Genomic DNA, 15,418 nt, shown 5'->3' with positions numbered 1-15,418 from the left:
TGACTAAAAGGCTAGCTTCTGACTAATTGGAAACAACGCCCCAGCCTCGTTGTAATAGAGAGGAGGGCGCTGTTAAGTAAGTCAGGCAGACACTTTTAGCTGCCGTGTATTTATCGTTCCTTGATACTAGGATGTTAATATCTTAAAAAGACTAGCGCCACAGTTAAGATGGCAAAGACAAAAATCACAAGTGTGTCTTTAAATTGCCAGTGAAGGACTCGGTACTTCGTCCGACCTTCCCCACCTTGGTAGCCACGAGCTTCCATCGCAATGGCTAAATCTTCTGCTCGGTTAAAACTACTGACAAACAGCGGAATTAACAAAGGGACGATGGCTTTCATTTTTTGGGCTAAGTTGCCTTCACCGAAATCTACACCACGAGCTCGTTGAGCGTTCATGATTTTTTCAGTTTCATCCATTAACGTTGGCACGAAACGCAAAGCGATCGATAACATTAATGAGACTTCATGGGCTGGGAATTTCAGGACTTTTAAAGGTCGCAGTAAATACTCAATCGCATCTGACAAAGCTAAAGGCGGTGTCGTTAACGTTAACAAGGTTGACATAAAAATGATTAAGACGAAGCGACAGAAAATAAAGGCCCCGTTCATCAAACCAAATTGAGTTAAACTAATAATTCCCCACTCAAAGTAGACAGTTCCACCACGAGTAAAGAGAACTTGTAAGATGACCGTAAAGAGGATCAACCAAATTAAAGGTTTAACTCCTCGAATGAAGAATTTAACGCTGACTTTTGATAAAACTATCACACCTAAAGTAAAAGCAAACATCAGTAAGTAGGACTGCCAGTTATTACATAAGAAAATGATCCCAATAAAGTAAAAACTTGCTAACAGTTTTGCTCGCGGGTCCATGTTATGAATGACTGAGTCGCCTGGAATGAAACGCCCAAAGATTAATTTATCCATCATTCGCCATCACCTACTTTACTAGCATTGGCTACTAAGACTTGAGCCAGTTCTTTCGTTGTTAAAGGTAACTCATCAAAGATAAAGCCTTTGTCTTGAAGTTTTTTAGCAAACTCCGTGGCAGTTGGCACTCCTAATTGTTTGTCTTTTAACCATTCGACATCAGCAAAGACTTCCCGGGGCCCACCTTGCTTCACGACGGTGCCATTTTCAAGGACAATCACATAGTCAGCATAGTTCGCCACATCGTCCATGACGTGAGTCACTAAGACGATGGTCATTCCCCGTTCTTTATGAAGGCGATCAAACATTTCTAACATCTCCAAGCGCCCTTGGGGATCTAAGCCGGCTGTAGGCTCGTCTAAGACTAAGACTTCCGGTTCCATGGCTAGAACACCAGCAATCGCTACTCGGCGCATCTGACCACCAGAGAGCTCAAAGGGGGAGCGTTCCATGTAACTTTCATCAAGACCAACCATTTCTAAGGTTTCTTTGACGATTTCTTGGCAGCGTTCTGCTGGCACACCAAAGTTTTTCGGCCCAAAAGCAATATCTCGAGCCACCGTTTCTTCAAAGAGTTGAGCTTCTGGAAATTGGAAGACAATCCCTACTTGCTTGCGGATGCTTTTTAAATTCTTGTTGTTCGTTGTTGGTAAAATTTCCCGTTCGCCGATGATGACTTTACCTTCTGTTGGTTTAACTAAAGCATTTAAATGTTGTAACAATGTCGATTTACCACTCCCAGTATGACCAACAATCCCAGTGTAGCTACCTGCTTTAATCTCCAAATCAATGTCGATTAAGGCCCGGTGTTGGAAAGGGGTCTGAGGTTGATAAGTAAACCCTACTTGTTCAAAGCGGATGTCCATAGCCAATCCACCATCCCTTCTTCAGACATATAGTCTGTTGGTACAGTCACACCTAAAGAGGCTAACTCAATTTTTAACTTTTCTGGAAAAGGCAAGTCTAAGCCCATTTCGATTAAGTCCGCACCTGTTGAAAAAATTTCTTCCGGCGTGCCATCTTGAACTAATTCCCCGCCTTTCATAACAAAGACTCGATTAGCATTAGCTGCTTCATCGATGTCATGAGTAATTGAAATAACCGTTAAATTCTTAGCTTGTTTTAGTCCTTGGATCGTTGAAATTACTTCTAAACGACCTTTCGGATCAAGCATACTTGTAGCTTCATCTAAAATAATCACATCTGGGCTTAATGCAACGACACCAGCAATGGCGACTCGTTGTTTTTGTCCCCCAGATAAGCGGGCTGGTTCTTTCGTTTTAAACTCACTCATTCGAACCGTTTCTAAAGCATTCGTTACTCGTTCGACCATTTCTTCCCGGGGGATTCCTTGGTTTTCTAAACCAAAGGCCACGTCGTCTTCCACTGTTGAACCGACGAATTGGTTATCAGGGTTTTGGAACACCATGCCGATTTTTTTGCGGATATTCCAAACATTTTCTTCATTCAAAACTAAACCACCGACAGTCACCTCACCAGAACTTGGTAAGATTAAGCCATTGATTGTTTTTGCTAAAGTTGATTTACCGGAACCGTTATGGCCGATAATTGCTACCCAATCTCCCCGATTAATCGTAAAAGAAACATCATTTAAAGCTTTTTCAGGTTGATCTTCTTGGTATTTGAAACTGATTTTATTTAATTCTATAATTGGCTCCATGAACTTACCTCTCTATATTTAATCAGTCGTTACAGTCATTACTCACGGCTTTACTAACTAAGGGTTACCTTAATGATGACTAAAAAAGAAAAGCTAACACAAACTGTCAGCTTCTGCATGATCAATTTCAGTCTAATTAAGCCATTATACGTTTAACACTAACAAAAAAAAGGGATTTTTTCAATCTAATAAGCCGAAATTAGCCTTTTTATCAATTAGTTTTAGTAATTGTTACTAGTAGTAATCTTAAAGGTGTCTTGACTACTTAACTGCTTCTTATTATAGCATAGAGACCCTTGAAAAGTGACTATCGCCACCTTTGACTTGGATTTCTTTGGATAAAAAAATAAACGTCTAATCTTTTTCTGGATTAGCCGTACAACTTAGTTTTTTATACAAAAAAACACTTTATGATGAGTGCATGCTCCCTAGTCTTACGACTAAGGAGATGCGACGAGCTAGACTCGGAGTCTTAGACTCCAACATCATAACACTCTAAAGTGAATCATCTATAAAGTGATGGTATAGTTATTGATTTTAGACAAGTTCTAGGATAACCATTTGTGCTGCGTCTCCGCGACGTGGTTCTGTTTTTAAAATACGAGTATAACCACCATTGCGTTCTGCGTAACGAGGTGCAATATCACTGAATAATTTTTGTAATGCAGTTTCTACTACAATCTTGTCGTTTTCTTCACGTACATCGGCAACTTCATTTCTTACGAAAGATGCTGCTTGACGACGAGCATGAAGATCGCCACGTTTTCCTAAAGTAATCATTTTTTCAGCTGTTGAACGTACTTCTTTAGCACGTGCTTCAGTTGTAACGATTTTCTCGTTAATGATTAAGTCTGTCGTTAAGTCGCGCAACATAGCTTTACGTTGACTGCTAGTGCGTCCTAATTTACGATAGCTCACGTTAGTTTTCCTCCTTTAAAGTAAATAGGTTTGGAGTCCACTATTTTTTAAGTCAAAAACTTTTAAAATAAGGTCCTTCCCTTTAAGAAAGTTTAATCATCTTGGCGTAAACCTAAGCCTAAGTCATCGAGTTTGTTTTTAACTTCCTCTAATGATTTGCGTCCTAAGTTACGTACTTTGATCATTTCTGGTTCAGATTTATCCGTTAGTTCTTGTACGGTATTAATACCGGCACGTTTCAGACAGTTGTATGAACGTACTGACAAGTCTAATTCTTCGATAGTCATTTCCAACATTTTTTCTTTCTGAGTTTCTTCTTTTTCAACCATGATTTCAGCATTTTTTGCTTCATCAGTTAAGTTAACAAAGATATCTAGATGCTCAGTCAAAATTTTCGCCGCTAAGCTGATCGCTTCTTGTGGCATGATGGAGCCGTCTGACCATACTTCCAATGTTAATTTGTCGAAATCATCACGACGACCAACACGAGTGTTTTCTACTTGGTAGTTAACACGGCGAACTGGTGTGTAGATTGAATCAACAGGTAATACACCGATCGGCATATCTTCTTTTTTGTTTTCGTCTGCTTGCACATAACCGCGGCCTGGTTTAACCATTAAACGGGCATGAAAAGTAGCTCCTTCAGCAACGCTACAAATGTGTAAATCTTTGTTCAAGATTTCAACATCACTGTCTGTGATAATGTCACCAGCGGTAACAATCGCAGGACCTGTAACGTCGATTTCTAGGGATTTTTCTTCTTCAGTGTACAGTTTCAAAGCTAACCCTTTTATGTTCAAAATGATTTGGGTAACGTCTTCTCGTACGCCTTTAACAGCTGAGAATTCATGTAAGACACCATCAATTTGCAGGCTAGTAATTGCTGCTCCTGGTAAAGAAGATAATAAAATACGACGGAGAGAATTACCTAAAGTAGTCCCGTACCCTCTTTCAAGAGGCTCGATCACGAACTTGCCATAATCTCTATCTTCATCAATTTTGGTGATTCTTGGTTTTTCAAATTCAATCATTTCTTATCTATACCCCTTTCAAAACGAAAAGTGTTTTGCTCAATGACGCTGTTAAGTTCACTCTCAAAATGAAAGACGCTCATTAAACACGACGGCGTTTTGGAGGGCGACATCCATTATGAGGAACTGGAGTGACGTCACGAATTGCTGTCACTTCTAATCCCGTTGCTTGTAATGAACGAATTGCTGCTTCACGTCCTGAACCTGGTCCTTTAACTGTAACATCACAAATTTTCAAACCATGTTCCATTGCAGCTTTAGCTGCTGCTTCTGCTGCCATTTGAGCCGCAAAAGGTGTAGATTTTTTACTGCCTTTAAAGCCTAACGCACCTGCTGATGACCATGCAAGAGCATTTCCGTGAGAATCTGTGATCATCACGATTGTATTGTTAAATGTTGAGTGGATATGTGCAATCCCAGTCTCAATATTCTTTTTAACACGACGTTTTCTGCTAACTTTTTTTGCTACCATGAAGTTCTAACCTCCTTCACTTCGATTATTTAATTATTTTTTCTTACCTGCAATTGCTTTTGCCTTACCTTTACGGGTACGGGCGTTGTTTTTCGTGTTTTGTCCACGAGTTGGTAATCCACGACGGTGACGGATGCCACGGTATGAACCGATTTCCATTAAACGTTTGATGTTTAAGTTTGTTTCACGACGAAGATCGCCTTCAACTTTTAATTTATCCACTTCTGCACGGATTTTATCTAATTGATCATTCGTTAATTCACGTACACGAATTTCCTCAGATACTCCAGCATTCGCTAAGACTTTTTGTGCAGTTGTTTTTCCCATTCCATAAATATATGTTAATGAGATAACTACACGCTTGTCACGAGGGATATCTACTCCTGCAATACGAGCCATTATATGCTACACCTCCTAATTAACCTTGACGTTGTTTATGTTTTGGATTTTCGCAAATAACCATAACGCGTCCTTTACGACGGATTACTTTACATTTTTCGCAAATTGGTTTTACTGATGGTCTTACTTTCATGATTATACCTCCCTGAATTTTACGGAGTACAATTATTTAAAGCGATAAGTAATGCGACCGCGAGTTAAATCATATGGTGATAATTCAACAGTCACTTTATCTCCTGGAAGGATACGAATATAGTGCATTCTGATTTTTCCAGAAACGTGCGCTAAAATTTCATGTCCGTTCTCTAATTCTACTTTAAACATTGCATTCGGCAAAGTTTCGACGACTGTACCTTCAATTTCAATCACATCTTCTTTCGCCACACATAGTACCTCCTTATACTTGTTTCGTGTTTTCACACGATAAAAAATCGGTGGGACAACTGTTCCACCAAAAAACACCTCAACCTACAAATTATACCACAGAGTTTCCTGATTTAAAAGGTTCTGATTCATAATTTGTTACACAATCATAGGATTGCCAAGGCCCTCTTTTACAAGTTTAGTCGTTACTATACTCGGCTGAGAAAAACTAGATTTCTTCGATGATTGTTTTCACATCAAGGAAGACGGAATCTATTTCGCGATTTCCATCGATTGTGTGTAAAAGGTCTGCTTTTTCATAGAAGTCTAAAATCGGTGCACTGCCCTCAATGTTGACAGCTAAACGATTCTTCACGGTTTCAGGTTTATCATCTTCTCGTTGGTAGAAATCATGTCCACCACATCGATCACATGTTCCTTCAACTTTTGGTTGATTATTTACTTTATGATAGGTTGCCCCACATGTCCGACAAATAAATCGACCAGCTAGACGTTCAATTAAAACATCTTCTTTTACGTGTATATTGATTACGGCATCAATTTTTTTGTTCAAACTAGTTAGAATTTCTTCTAGAGCATTTGTTTGATCAATTGTACGTGGGAAGCCATCTAAGAGAAAACCTGCTTTTGTATCAGGCTCTGCTAAACGATCTCTCACAATACCATTTGTTACATCATCTGGAACTAACGCTCCCTTATCAATATAGGATTTTGCTTCTAATCCTAAAGCTGTTTCGTTCTTCATCGCATCGCGAAACATATCTCCAGTCGAAATATGCGGAATGCCGTAAGCATCAATGATACGTTCTGCTTGAGTCCCTTTGCCAGCTCCAGGCAGCCCCATTATAATGAGATTCATACGTTGTGTCCTCCTAAGTATCAAGAACTCCGGAAAGTTCTGACCCTAAATTAAGTTCGAGCTAGTGCTGAGGCAACCCTCAACACTGACCTCTTACTTGACGATGAAGCCAGTATACTGACGTTTCATCAATAATCCTTCTAATTGTTTAGTAGTCTCTAGTGCCACACCAATCGCAATTAGCAAGCTCGTCCCACCAAGACCAATCGATGCTGGTAATTTAGGGAAAACTGCTGTTGCAATGACCGGTAAGATCGCAACTAAAGCTAAGAAAATCGAACCAACTGAACTTAAACGTAGTAATAACGCAGAGATATAATCTTCTGTGCCTTTACCAGGTCTAACAGATGGAATGTAGCTGCCTTGTTTTTGCAAGTTTTCAGCGACTTTTTCTGGATTAACTTGTACAAACGCATAAAAGAATGTAAATGCAATAATTAATGTGACATAAAGAATTCCACCTGGTAGTGTTGAATAATTAAATAATTGAGACATCACTTTAAACCATGTTTCCTCACCTTTAGTCGCAGCAAATACTTGCATAATTGTGCTTGGTGTTGAAATCAATGAGCTTGCAAAGATTACTGGAATAACGCCAGCTGCATTTACTTTTAAAGGTAAATAACTACTTTGTGGTGCTCCTGCAACCCGTTTAGTGTATTGAATTGGAATTTTTCGCTCTGCTTGTTGCACATAAGTTACAAATGTCACGATCAAGATAACTGCAACGATTAAACCAATAACGAAAATTACAGATTTCCAGATGTCTGCTGGATTGATATTAATGAAGTAATCTTCATAAAGACCTTTAATTCCAGAAGGCAATCTTGAAATAATACCTGCAAAGATAATCATTGATACGCCGTTACCAATACCTTTTTCACTAATTTGTTCACCCATCCACGTTACAAACATCGTACCTGCAGTTAAGATTAAACCAATTGTCATAAATGTTGCCATGTCTGGTTTTTTAACGAAGTCAAAGCCAGAGCCTGCAAATTGATTAAAGCCGGCAGTTATTGCGATAGACTGAGCAAAACCCAGGACTAAAGTTAAATAACGTGTTGCTTGATTCAATTTACGACGACCAACTTCACCTTGTTTTGACCATTCAACAAATTTAGGAACAATGTCCATTTGTAACAGTTGAATCACGATCGAAGAAGTAATGTACGGTGATACGCCCATTGCGAACAATGAGAAACGTTCCATCGCACTACCACTGACTGTGTTCAGCATGTTAAATAGCGGGTTATCACTTAATTGTGCTAATGCTCGCGCATCAACACCAGGAACGGTAATGTGGGCTCCGATACGGAAGGCCAACAAGACAAAGAGTGTAAAGAATATCTTATTACGGATATCTTTCACTTTAAATCCGTCCTTTAATAGTTTAAACATTAGATCACCTCGATTGAACCACCAGCGGCTTCGATAGCTGATTGAGCTGATTTAGAAAATTTAGCAGCTTTCACTGATAATTTCTTAGTTAATTCGCCATTTGCTAACACTTTAATTCCTGACATTTCATCTTTAATGATTCCAGATTCAACAAGTAATGTTGGTGTAACTTCTGTTCCATCTTCGAATTTATTTAGGACATCTAAGTTAACAACTGCGTATTCTTTGCGGTTAATGTTAGTAAATCCACGTTTTGGTAGTCTCATGAATAATGGAGTTTGTCCACCCTCAAAGCCTAAACGTACGCCACCGCCTGAACGAGATTTTTGTCCCTTTTGTCCACGGCCAGCTGTTTTACCATTACCAGATGAAGTTCCACGACCTACGCGATTACGTACGTGTCTTGAACCTTCTGAAGGTTGTAATTCGTGAAGTTTCATTTACTCGGCACCTCCTCTTTTAGTAATTCTTACTTTTGGAAATAAATTATACTTCTTCAACGTCCACTAAGTGGGATACTGTGTTGATCATGCCTTTGATAGCTTCGTTAGCAGTTTTTACTACAGAACTGTTAATTTTGCCAAGACCTAATGCTTTAACTGTATCTTTTTGGTTTTGAGGACGTCCGATAACGCTTTTTCTTAAAGTTACTTTTAATTCAGCCATTATGTTGTCCTCCTATCCTGTAATTTCTTCAACAGTTTTACCACGTAATGCCGCAACTTCTTCAACGCGTTTTAGGCGAGATAAGCCTTCAACTGTTGCGCGGATCACGTTGATTGGTGTGTTAGAACCAAGTGATTTACTTGTAATATCAGCAATACCTGCTAATTCGATAATCGCACGAACGGGACCACCAGCAGCGACTCCAGAACCGGCTACTGCAGGTTTCATAAGAGTACGTCCACCACTGTAGACACCTAATACTTCGTGAGGAATTGTCGAACCAACCATTGGTACTTCGATTAAGTTTTTCTTAGCATCTTCAATTGCTTTGCGGATAGCTTCAGGTACTTCTTGTGCTTTACCTGTTCCAAATCCAACATGACCATTTTTGTCGCCAACTACTACAATCGCTGCGAAACGTAAACGACGTCCACCTTTTACAACTTTTGTAACACGGTTAATCGCAACAACGCGGTCTTCTAATTCCAACCCTTTTGGATCAATATAAACCATGAATGGTGTTCCTCCTTCTACTAAAATTCTAGTCCGTTTTCGCGAGCTGCAGTCGCAAGGGCTGCTACACGGCCATGGTAAAGGTATCCACCACGGTCAAAGACTACTTCTTTAATACCTTTTTCAGTTGCTTTTTTAGCGACTAATGCGCCAACAGCTGAAGCAGTTTCAGTTTTTGTTCCACCTGAAATTTCTTTATCTAAGGTAGAGGCACTTGCTAGCGTCACACCCGCTACGTCGTCAATAAGTTGCGCGTAGATGTTTTTGTTAGAACGGAAAACGTTCAAGCGTGGGCACTCAGCAGTACCAGAGATTTTTGCGCGTACACGACCATGTCTCTTTTGGCGTACTTTGTTTTTATCTGGTTTTGAAATCACAATTGTCACCTCTTAATTTTTAATACTGCAATTAAGCAGTTCGGTACGTATAAGCAAGATAGAATAAACATCGAGAAAGATTGTTGACCAATCTCTCAGCTGTTATTCGGATCAAGGTCTTATTATTTACCTGTTTTACCTTCTTTGCGTCGAACGTGTTCGCCTTCATAGCGAATTCCTTTGCCTTTATATGGCTCAGGCGGACGAACGGCACGAATGTTAGCTGCTAATTCACCAACGACTTCTTTGTTGGCTCCCTTAACGATAACTTTTGTGTTGGCAGGAACTTCAATTGTAATTCCTTCTGGTGTAGCAAACTCAACTGGATGTGAGTAACCTACGCTAAGTACAAGTTTTGATCCTTGTAATTGAGCACGGTACCCAACCCCGATTAGTTCAAGTGCTTTTTCAAACCCTTCACTAACACCAATTACCATGTTGTTAAAATTGGCACGCATCGTTCCATGCAATGCACGATTTTCTTTGTTGTCGTTTGGACGAGAGAATGTTACTTCGTTACCTTCGATATTCATAGTGATAGCACTAACGAAAGTACGAGTTAATTCACCTTTAGGTCCTTTAACTGTTACGTCATTTCCATTCTGTGTGACAGTCACACCAGCTGGAATAATAACTACTTTATTACCAATACGGCTCACTCAAGACACCTCCTTCTAGTTTGTTTCAATTACCACACGTATGCGATAACTTCGCCACCGATGTTACGTTCTCTAGCTTCTTTGTCTGTTACGACACCTTCAGAAGTTGAAATGATAGCTATACCTAATCCATTTAAGACTTTAGGTACTTCATCAGCTTTAACGTAAGCACGTAGGCCTGGTTTAGAAATACGTTTTAAGTTCGTGATTACACGTTCTTCGTTTTTTCCGTATTTCAAGAACACACGAATGATGCCTTGTTTGTCATCTTCAATATATTCAACATCACGGATGAAACCTTCACGTTTTAAGATTTCAGCGATATCATGTTTAATTTTTGAAGCAGGTACTTCTAACATATCATGTTTAACCATGTTAGCGTTACGAACGCGTGTTAGAAAATCTGCGATTGGATCTGTCATGACCATTGAACTATTTACCTCCTTTATGCGGGTTTTTTGTTACCAGCTAGCTTTCTTCACGCCGGGAATTTGTCCTTTATAGGCAAGTTCGCGGAAGCAAATACGGCAAAGTTTAAATTTACGATAAACTGAATGTGGACGGCCACAACGCTCACAACGAGTATACTCTTGAGTTGAGAATTTTGCGGGACGTTTATTTTTAGCAATCATTGATTTTTTAGCCAAGTAGTTCGCCTCCTTTTATTATTTTTGGAATGGCATTCCAAGTTGTGTTAATAATTCGCGTGATTCTTCGTCAGTGTTAGCAGTTGTAACAATAACGATATCCATTCCGCGTACTTTGTCGACTAAATCGTAATCAACTTCTGGGAAGATTAATTGTTCTTTAACACCCAATGTGAAGTTTCCACGACCGTCGAATGATTTGTTGCTGACACCGTGGAAGTCACGTACTCGAGGTAGAGAAACTGTTACTAGTTTGTCTAAGAATTCATACATTCTTTCGCCACGTAAAGTTACTTTACACCCAATCGGCATACCTTCACGTAAACGGAAACCAGCGATAGATTTTCTAGCTTTAGTAATTACTGGTTTTTGACCAGAAATTAGTGCTAATTCCTCAACGGCTTTGTCTAAGTTTTTTGCGTTAGTCGTCGCTTCACCAACACCCATGTTAATAACGATTTTATCAACTTTCGGTGTTTGCATAACTGATGAATAACTGAATTTCTCCACTAAAGATGGAGTTACTTCTTTAATATATTTTTCTTTCAGGCGGTTCATTCTGTTGGTCCCTCCTTCCGTTCTTTACTACTTATCTAATACTTCACCTGTTTTTTTAGAAACACGTACTTTTTTACCGTCAACTTCTTTGTATGCTACTCGTGTAGGTTCTCCGTTTGATGGATCAATGACCATCACGTTAGAAACATGAATAGATGCTTCGGTTTCGACGATGCCTCCTTGAGGAGAGCCAGCACTAGGTTTTTGATGTTTTTTCATCATATTAACACCTTCGACGATCACACGATCGTTTTTAGGGAACGCAGTTAATACCACGCCTTCTTTGCTTTTGTCTTTTCCAGTGATAATTTTCACTTTATCGCCTTTTTTAACAAACATAATTGTTTCGCACCTCCTTTGGACAAGAATTGATTATAATACTTCTGGTGCTAATGAAATGATTTTCATGAAATTGCTATCACGTAATTCACGAGCAACTGGTCCGAAAATACGTGTTCCACGAGGACTCTTGTCGTCACGGATAATTACACATGCATTTTCATCAAATTTAATGTATGAACCGTCTGTACGACGAGCTCCTGTTTTAGTTCTAACGATTACAGCTTTAACGATTTCACCTTTTTTAACAACTCCACCTGGTGTTGCTTGTTTAACCGTACATACGATGATATCACCGATGTTTGCTGTTTTACGTCCTGATCCGCCTAACACTTTAATTGCTAAGACTTCACGAGCACCTGAGTTATCAGCTACTCTTAAACGACTCTCTGTTTGTATCACTATAGTATCCTCCTTTCAGATTTTAGCTTCAATCTATATAGGAAAATCTCGTTTAGATAATAACTGCTTCTTCAACGACCTCTAATAAACGGAAACGTTTTGTAGCGGATAATGGACGAGTTTCCATAACTTTAACGATGTCTCCAATTTTGGCAACATTGTTTTCATCATGTGCATAGTATTTTTTAGAATACTTAACACGTTTACCGTATTTTTTGTGAGCATTTTTCGTTTCTACAACAACGACGATAGTTTTATCCATCTTGTCTGAAACAACGCGTCCTTGGTAAACTTTACGTTGATTTCTTTCTTGATCTTGAGTCATTCGCTTAATGGCCTCCTTCCAATGTTACTTTTCTTGTGCACGTAAAACTGTTTTAATGCGTGCAATCGACTTGCGTACTTCTGAAATACGCGCAGTGTTTTCTAGCTGACCTGTAGCAAGTTGGAATCGTAAGTTGAATAACTCTTCTTTAAATTCCTTTTCTTTTTTAAGCATGTCGGCAGTGGTTAATTCTTGGATATCTTTAACCTTCATTCGATTCACCACCCATTTCCTCACGTTTTACAATTTTAGTTCTAACTGGTAATTTGTGAGAAGCAAGTCTTAATGCTTCACGAGCTGTTTCTTCTGATACGCCGGCAATTTCAAACATGATTTTTCCACGTTTTACTGGTGCAACCCATCCTTCTGGAGCTCCTTTACCTTTACCCATACGAACACCAATTGCTTTTGATGTATATGATTTATGAGGGAAAATTTTAATCCATACTTTCCCGCCACGTTTCATATAACGAGTCATAGCGATACGTGCTGCTTCAATCTGGCGGTTAGTAATCCATTTTGATTCAATAGCTTGTAAGCCGTATTCACCAAATGATACTTCTTTACCACCTTTAGCTTCTCCACGCATTTTTCCTCTAAACTCACGACGGTATTTCACACGTTTAGGTACTAACATGATTATTTCCCTCCTTTCTCAGTGTTTTTAATGCCAGGAAGTATTTCTCCACGATAAATCCACACTTTAACTCCTAGTTTTCCGTATGTTGTATCTGCTTCTTCCCAAGCGTAGTCAATATCGGCACGTAATGTATGTAGTGGTACTGTTCCTTCTGAATAACCTTCAGAACGAGCAATATCAGCACCATTTAAACGGCCAGAGACTTGTGTTTTGATTCCTTTAGCGCCTGAACGCATAGTGCGTTGGATTGCTTGTTTTTGAGCACGACGGAAAGCAACACGGTTTTCTAATTGACGTGCGATTCCTTCTGCTACTAATTTAGCGTCCATATCAGGTTTTTTGATTTCCACGATGTTGATGTGGATTTCGTTTGGTTTTTTACCAGTTAATTTAACTAGTCCTTTACGTAAGTTCTCAACTTCAGATCCGCCTTTACCAATAACCATACCTGGCTTAGCTGTGTGTAATGAAACGTTAACACGTTTTGCAGCGCGTTCGATCTCAACAGTTGACACAGCCGCGTCGGCTAATCTTGAAGAGATAAACTTACGGATTTTCAAATCTTCGTGTAAGTACTCAGCATACTCTTTTTCAGCATACCATTTAGCTTCCCAGTCACGGATAACGCCTACACGCAATCCTAATGGATGAATTTTTTGACCCACTGAATATCCCTCCTTTTTATTTCTCTGTCACTACTACTGTAATATGACTTGTTCTTTTGTTGATTGGTGAAGCTGAACCTTTGGCACGAGGACGGAAACGTTTCATCGTTGGTCCTTCGTTTACAAATGCTTCAGATACTACCAAGTTTTCAACATCTAAATCATAGTTGTTTTCTGCATTGGCAACTGCTGACATCAAGACTTTCTCGATGATTCCTGCAGCTTTGTTAGGTGAGAATTTCAAAATTGAAATCGCTTCTCCTACGCTTTTCCCTCTTACTAAATCGATCACTAGACGCGTCTTACGAGGTGAAGTACGAACTGTTTTAGCAGTTGCTCTTGCTGAAGTAATTTGTTCTGACATATGCAATTCCTCCCCTCAATAATTAACGTTTAGTTTTTTTATCGTCGGCAGTGTGTCCACGATATGTTCTAGTTGGTGCGAATTCACCTAATTTGTGTCCTACCATGTCTTCTTGAATATAGACAGGTACGTGTTTACGGCCATCGTAGACAGCAATTGTGTATCCAACGAATGTTGGGAAAATTGTTGAGCGACGAGACCATGTTTTAATAACTTTTTTCTTTTCAAGATCCTTTTGAGCCTCTACTTTTTTAAATAGATGGTCATCAACGAAAGGTCCTTTCTTTAAACTACGACCCATGGTGAGCCTCCTCTCAAATTGTATGGCTATTAGGCCACAAGTACTTTATTATTTTGTCTTACGACGACGTACAATAAATTTGTCTGATTTAGCTCGTTTGCTACGAGTTTTGTAACCAAGTGTTGGTTTGCCCCATGGTGTAACTGGTGACGGCATACCGATTGGTGCTTTACCTTCACCACCACCGTGTGGGTGATCGTTCGGGTTCATTACGCTACCACGTACAGATGGACGTTTACGCATCCAACGGCTACGGCCGGCTTTACCGATGTTAATTAACTCATGTTGCTCGTTACCAACTGCTCCGATTGACGCGCGACAAGTAGCTAGGATCATACGTACTTCACCTGAATTCAAGCGAACTAACACGTATTTACCTTCTTTACCTAAAACTTGAGCTTTCGTTCCAGCTGAACGGATTAATTGTCCACCTTTACCAGGTTTCATTTCGATGTTATGAACGACAGTACCAACTGGGATATTTGATAACGGTAAAGCATTACCGATTTTAATATCAACATTATCGCCTGATACAACTTTCATTCCAACTTCTAATCCTTTTGGTGCTAAGATGTATGTTTTAATACCATCTGTATAGTGTAACAATGCGATATTTGCAGATCTGTTTGGATCGTACTCGATTGTTTTAACAAGTCCAACAACGTTGTCTTTGTTACGTTTAAAGTCAATTACACGGTATTGACGTTTATGACCGCCACCTTGATGACGAACGGTAATACGACCGTTATTATTACGACCAGCATGATTTTTCAGCGGCATTAATAAAGTTTTTTCCGGTGTTGAAGTTGTGATTTCAGCGAAATCAGAACCTGTCATATTACGACGTCCGTTTGTGGTTGGTTTATACTTTTTGATTCCCACGTG

Annotated in this window: 28 protein-coding genes; all 28 read right to left on the bottom strand. The window is 39.4% G+C overall.

The features are described 5' to 3' along the window. Positions 1–134 precede the first annotated feature (134 nt). Positions 135–932 (bottom strand): energy-coupling factor transporter transmembrane component T family protein, encoded by a 798-nt coding sequence (locus CBF35_RS05970; protein WP_126779092.1) that lies wholly within the window; start codon positions 930–932, stop codon positions 135–137. Then, positions 929–1,798, bottom strand: a complete 870-nt coding sequence (locus CBF35_RS05965) for an energy-coupling factor ABC transporter ATP-binding protein (RefSeq protein ID WP_126779090.1) — start codon at positions 1,796–1,798, stop codon at positions 929–931. The genes CBF35_RS05970 and CBF35_RS05965 overlap by 4 nt, the downstream gene beginning before the upstream one ends. Further along, a complete protein-coding gene (locus CBF35_RS05960; protein WP_126779088.1) occupies positions 1,774–2,613 on the bottom strand; it encodes an energy-coupling factor ABC transporter ATP-binding protein in 840 nt (279 codons plus the stop codon). The genes CBF35_RS05965 and CBF35_RS05960 overlap by 25 nt, the downstream gene beginning before the upstream one ends. 537 nt (positions 2,614–3,150) lie before the next feature. Beyond that, entirely contained in the window at positions 3,151–3,531 is a 381-nt protein-coding gene (gene rplQ, locus CBF35_RS05955; RefSeq protein WP_126779086.1) for a 50S ribosomal protein L17, read from the bottom strand. Between the two features lie 92 nt (positions 3,532–3,623). Then, positions 3,624–4,562, bottom strand: a complete 939-nt coding sequence (locus CBF35_RS05950; protein ID WP_126779084.1) for a DNA-directed RNA polymerase subunit alpha — start codon at positions 4,560–4,562, stop codon at positions 3,624–3,626. Positions 4,563–4,644: 82 nt separating this feature from the next. Then, on the bottom strand, positions 4,645–5,034 hold the full coding sequence (rpsK, locus tag CBF35_RS05945) for a 30S ribosomal protein S11 (RefSeq protein ID WP_126779082.1): 390 nt from the start codon (positions 5,032–5,034) through the stop codon (positions 4,645–4,647). Positions 5,035–5,067: 33 nt separating this feature from the next. After that, complete coding sequence (gene rpsM / locus CBF35_RS05940; RefSeq protein WP_126779080.1) at positions 5,068–5,433, bottom strand: 30S ribosomal protein S13; 366 nt, start codon at positions 5,431–5,433, stop codon at positions 5,068–5,070. Positions 5,434–5,452: 19 nt separating this feature from the next. After that, complete coding sequence (rpmJ, locus tag CBF35_RS05935; RefSeq protein ID WP_009488082.1) at positions 5,453–5,566, bottom strand: 50S ribosomal protein L36; 114 nt, start codon at positions 5,564–5,566, stop codon at positions 5,453–5,455. Positions 5,567–5,598: 32 nt separating this feature from the next. After that, positions 5,599–5,817, bottom strand: coding sequence for a translation initiation factor IF-1 (infA, locus tag CBF35_RS05930; RefSeq protein ID WP_126779078.1), 219 nt, complete (start codon positions 5,815–5,817; stop codon positions 5,599–5,601). A 208-nt stretch (positions 5,818–6,025) separates the two neighbouring features. After that, complete coding sequence (locus CBF35_RS05925; RefSeq protein WP_126779075.1) at positions 6,026–6,676, bottom strand: adenylate kinase; 651 nt, start codon at positions 6,674–6,676, stop codon at positions 6,026–6,028. A gap of 93 nt (positions 6,677–6,769) precedes the next feature. After that, positions 6,770–8,077: a preprotein translocase subunit SecY gene (gene secY, locus CBF35_RS05920; RefSeq protein WP_126779073.1), complete on the bottom strand. Its 1,308-nt coding sequence runs from the start codon at positions 8,075–8,077 to the stop codon at positions 6,770–6,772. After that, positions 8,077–8,517, bottom strand: a complete 441-nt coding sequence (gene rplO, locus CBF35_RS05915) for a 50S ribosomal protein L15 (protein ID WP_126779071.1) — start codon at positions 8,515–8,517, stop codon at positions 8,077–8,079. The genes secY and rplO overlap by 1 nt, the downstream gene beginning before the upstream one ends. Positions 8,518–8,563: 46 nt before the next feature. Next, positions 8,564–8,743, bottom strand: coding sequence for a 50S ribosomal protein L30 (gene rpmD, locus CBF35_RS05910; protein WP_126779069.1), 180 nt, complete (start codon positions 8,741–8,743; stop codon positions 8,564–8,566). 12 nt (positions 8,744–8,755) lie between these two features. Next, entirely contained in the window at positions 8,756–9,256 is a 501-nt protein-coding gene (rpsE, locus tag CBF35_RS05905; protein WP_126779067.1) for a 30S ribosomal protein S5, read from the bottom strand. A 20-nt stretch (positions 9,257–9,276) separates the two neighbouring features. Next, positions 9,277–9,633, bottom strand: coding sequence for a 50S ribosomal protein L18 (rplR, locus tag CBF35_RS05900; RefSeq protein WP_126779064.1), 357 nt, complete (start codon positions 9,631–9,633; stop codon positions 9,277–9,279). A 122-nt stretch (positions 9,634–9,755) separates the two neighbouring features. After that, complete coding sequence (gene rplF / locus CBF35_RS05895) at positions 9,756–10,292, bottom strand: 50S ribosomal protein L6 (protein WP_126779062.1); 537 nt, start codon at positions 10,290–10,292, stop codon at positions 9,756–9,758. 29 nt (positions 10,293–10,321) lie between these two features. Next, a complete protein-coding gene (rpsH, locus tag CBF35_RS05890) occupies positions 10,322–10,720 on the bottom strand; it encodes a 30S ribosomal protein S8 (protein WP_126779060.1) in 399 nt (132 codons plus the stop codon). A gap of 33 nt (positions 10,721–10,753) precedes the next feature. Continuing rightward, entirely contained in the window at positions 10,754–10,939 is a 186-nt protein-coding gene (locus tag CBF35_RS05885) for a type Z 30S ribosomal protein S14 (protein WP_016184192.1), read from the bottom strand. 18 nt (positions 10,940–10,957) lie between these two features. Then, positions 10,958–11,497, bottom strand: a complete 540-nt coding sequence (gene rplE, locus CBF35_RS05880; protein WP_126779058.1) for a 50S ribosomal protein L5 — start codon at positions 11,495–11,497, stop codon at positions 10,958–10,960. 27 nt (positions 11,498–11,524) lie between these two features. Continuing rightward, the gene (gene rplX / locus CBF35_RS05875) at positions 11,525–11,836 is read right to left on the bottom strand and encodes a 50S ribosomal protein L24 (RefSeq protein WP_126779056.1); all 312 of its coding nucleotides are present in this window, start codon (positions 11,834–11,836) and stop codon (positions 11,525–11,527) included. A gap of 33 nt (positions 11,837–11,869) precedes the next feature. After that, positions 11,870–12,238 (bottom strand): 50S ribosomal protein L14, encoded by a 369-nt coding sequence (gene rplN, locus CBF35_RS05870; RefSeq protein WP_126779054.1) that lies wholly within the window; start codon positions 12,236–12,238, stop codon positions 11,870–11,872. A gap of 52 nt (positions 12,239–12,290) precedes the next feature. After that, positions 12,291–12,563: a 30S ribosomal protein S17 gene (gene rpsQ, locus CBF35_RS05865; RefSeq protein WP_126779052.1), complete on the bottom strand. Its 273-nt coding sequence runs from the start codon at positions 12,561–12,563 to the stop codon at positions 12,291–12,293. A 24-nt stretch (positions 12,564–12,587) separates the two neighbouring features. After that, a complete protein-coding gene (gene rpmC, locus CBF35_RS05860) occupies positions 12,588–12,776 on the bottom strand; it encodes a 50S ribosomal protein L29 (RefSeq protein WP_126779050.1) in 189 nt (62 codons plus the stop codon). Continuing rightward, complete coding sequence (rplP, locus tag CBF35_RS05855) at positions 12,766–13,200, bottom strand: 50S ribosomal protein L16 (protein WP_126779048.1); 435 nt, start codon at positions 13,198–13,200, stop codon at positions 12,766–12,768. Before rplP ends, rpmC begins: the two co-directional genes overlap by 11 nt. A gap of 2 nt (positions 13,201–13,202) precedes the next feature. Beyond that, positions 13,203–13,868, bottom strand: coding sequence for a 30S ribosomal protein S3 (gene rpsC, locus CBF35_RS05850; RefSeq protein ID WP_126779046.1), 666 nt, complete (start codon positions 13,866–13,868; stop codon positions 13,203–13,205). Positions 13,869–13,884: 16 nt separating this feature from the next. Then, the gene (gene rplV, locus CBF35_RS05845) at positions 13,885–14,232 is read right to left on the bottom strand and encodes a 50S ribosomal protein L22 (protein ID WP_126779044.1); all 348 of its coding nucleotides are present in this window, start codon (positions 14,230–14,232) and stop codon (positions 13,885–13,887) included. Positions 14,233–14,254: 22 nt separating this feature from the next. Further along, the gene (gene rpsS / locus CBF35_RS05840; protein WP_126779042.1) at positions 14,255–14,533 is read right to left on the bottom strand and encodes a 30S ribosomal protein S19; all 279 of its coding nucleotides are present in this window, start codon (positions 14,531–14,533) and stop codon (positions 14,255–14,257) included. 48 nt (positions 14,534–14,581) lie between these two features. Beyond that, complete coding sequence (gene rplB, locus CBF35_RS05835) at positions 14,582–15,415, bottom strand: 50S ribosomal protein L2 (RefSeq protein WP_126779040.1); 834 nt, start codon at positions 15,413–15,415, stop codon at positions 14,582–14,584. Between the last annotated feature and the right edge of the window lie 3 nt (positions 15,416–15,418).

Origin of the sequence: Vagococcus salmoninarum, from assembly GCF_003987495.1 — a bacterium.
GTDB lineage: Bacteria > Bacillota > Bacilli > Lactobacillales > Vagococcaceae > Vagococcus_D > Vagococcus_D salmoninarum.
This window is presented reverse-complemented; position numbering and strand designations above follow the sequence as displayed.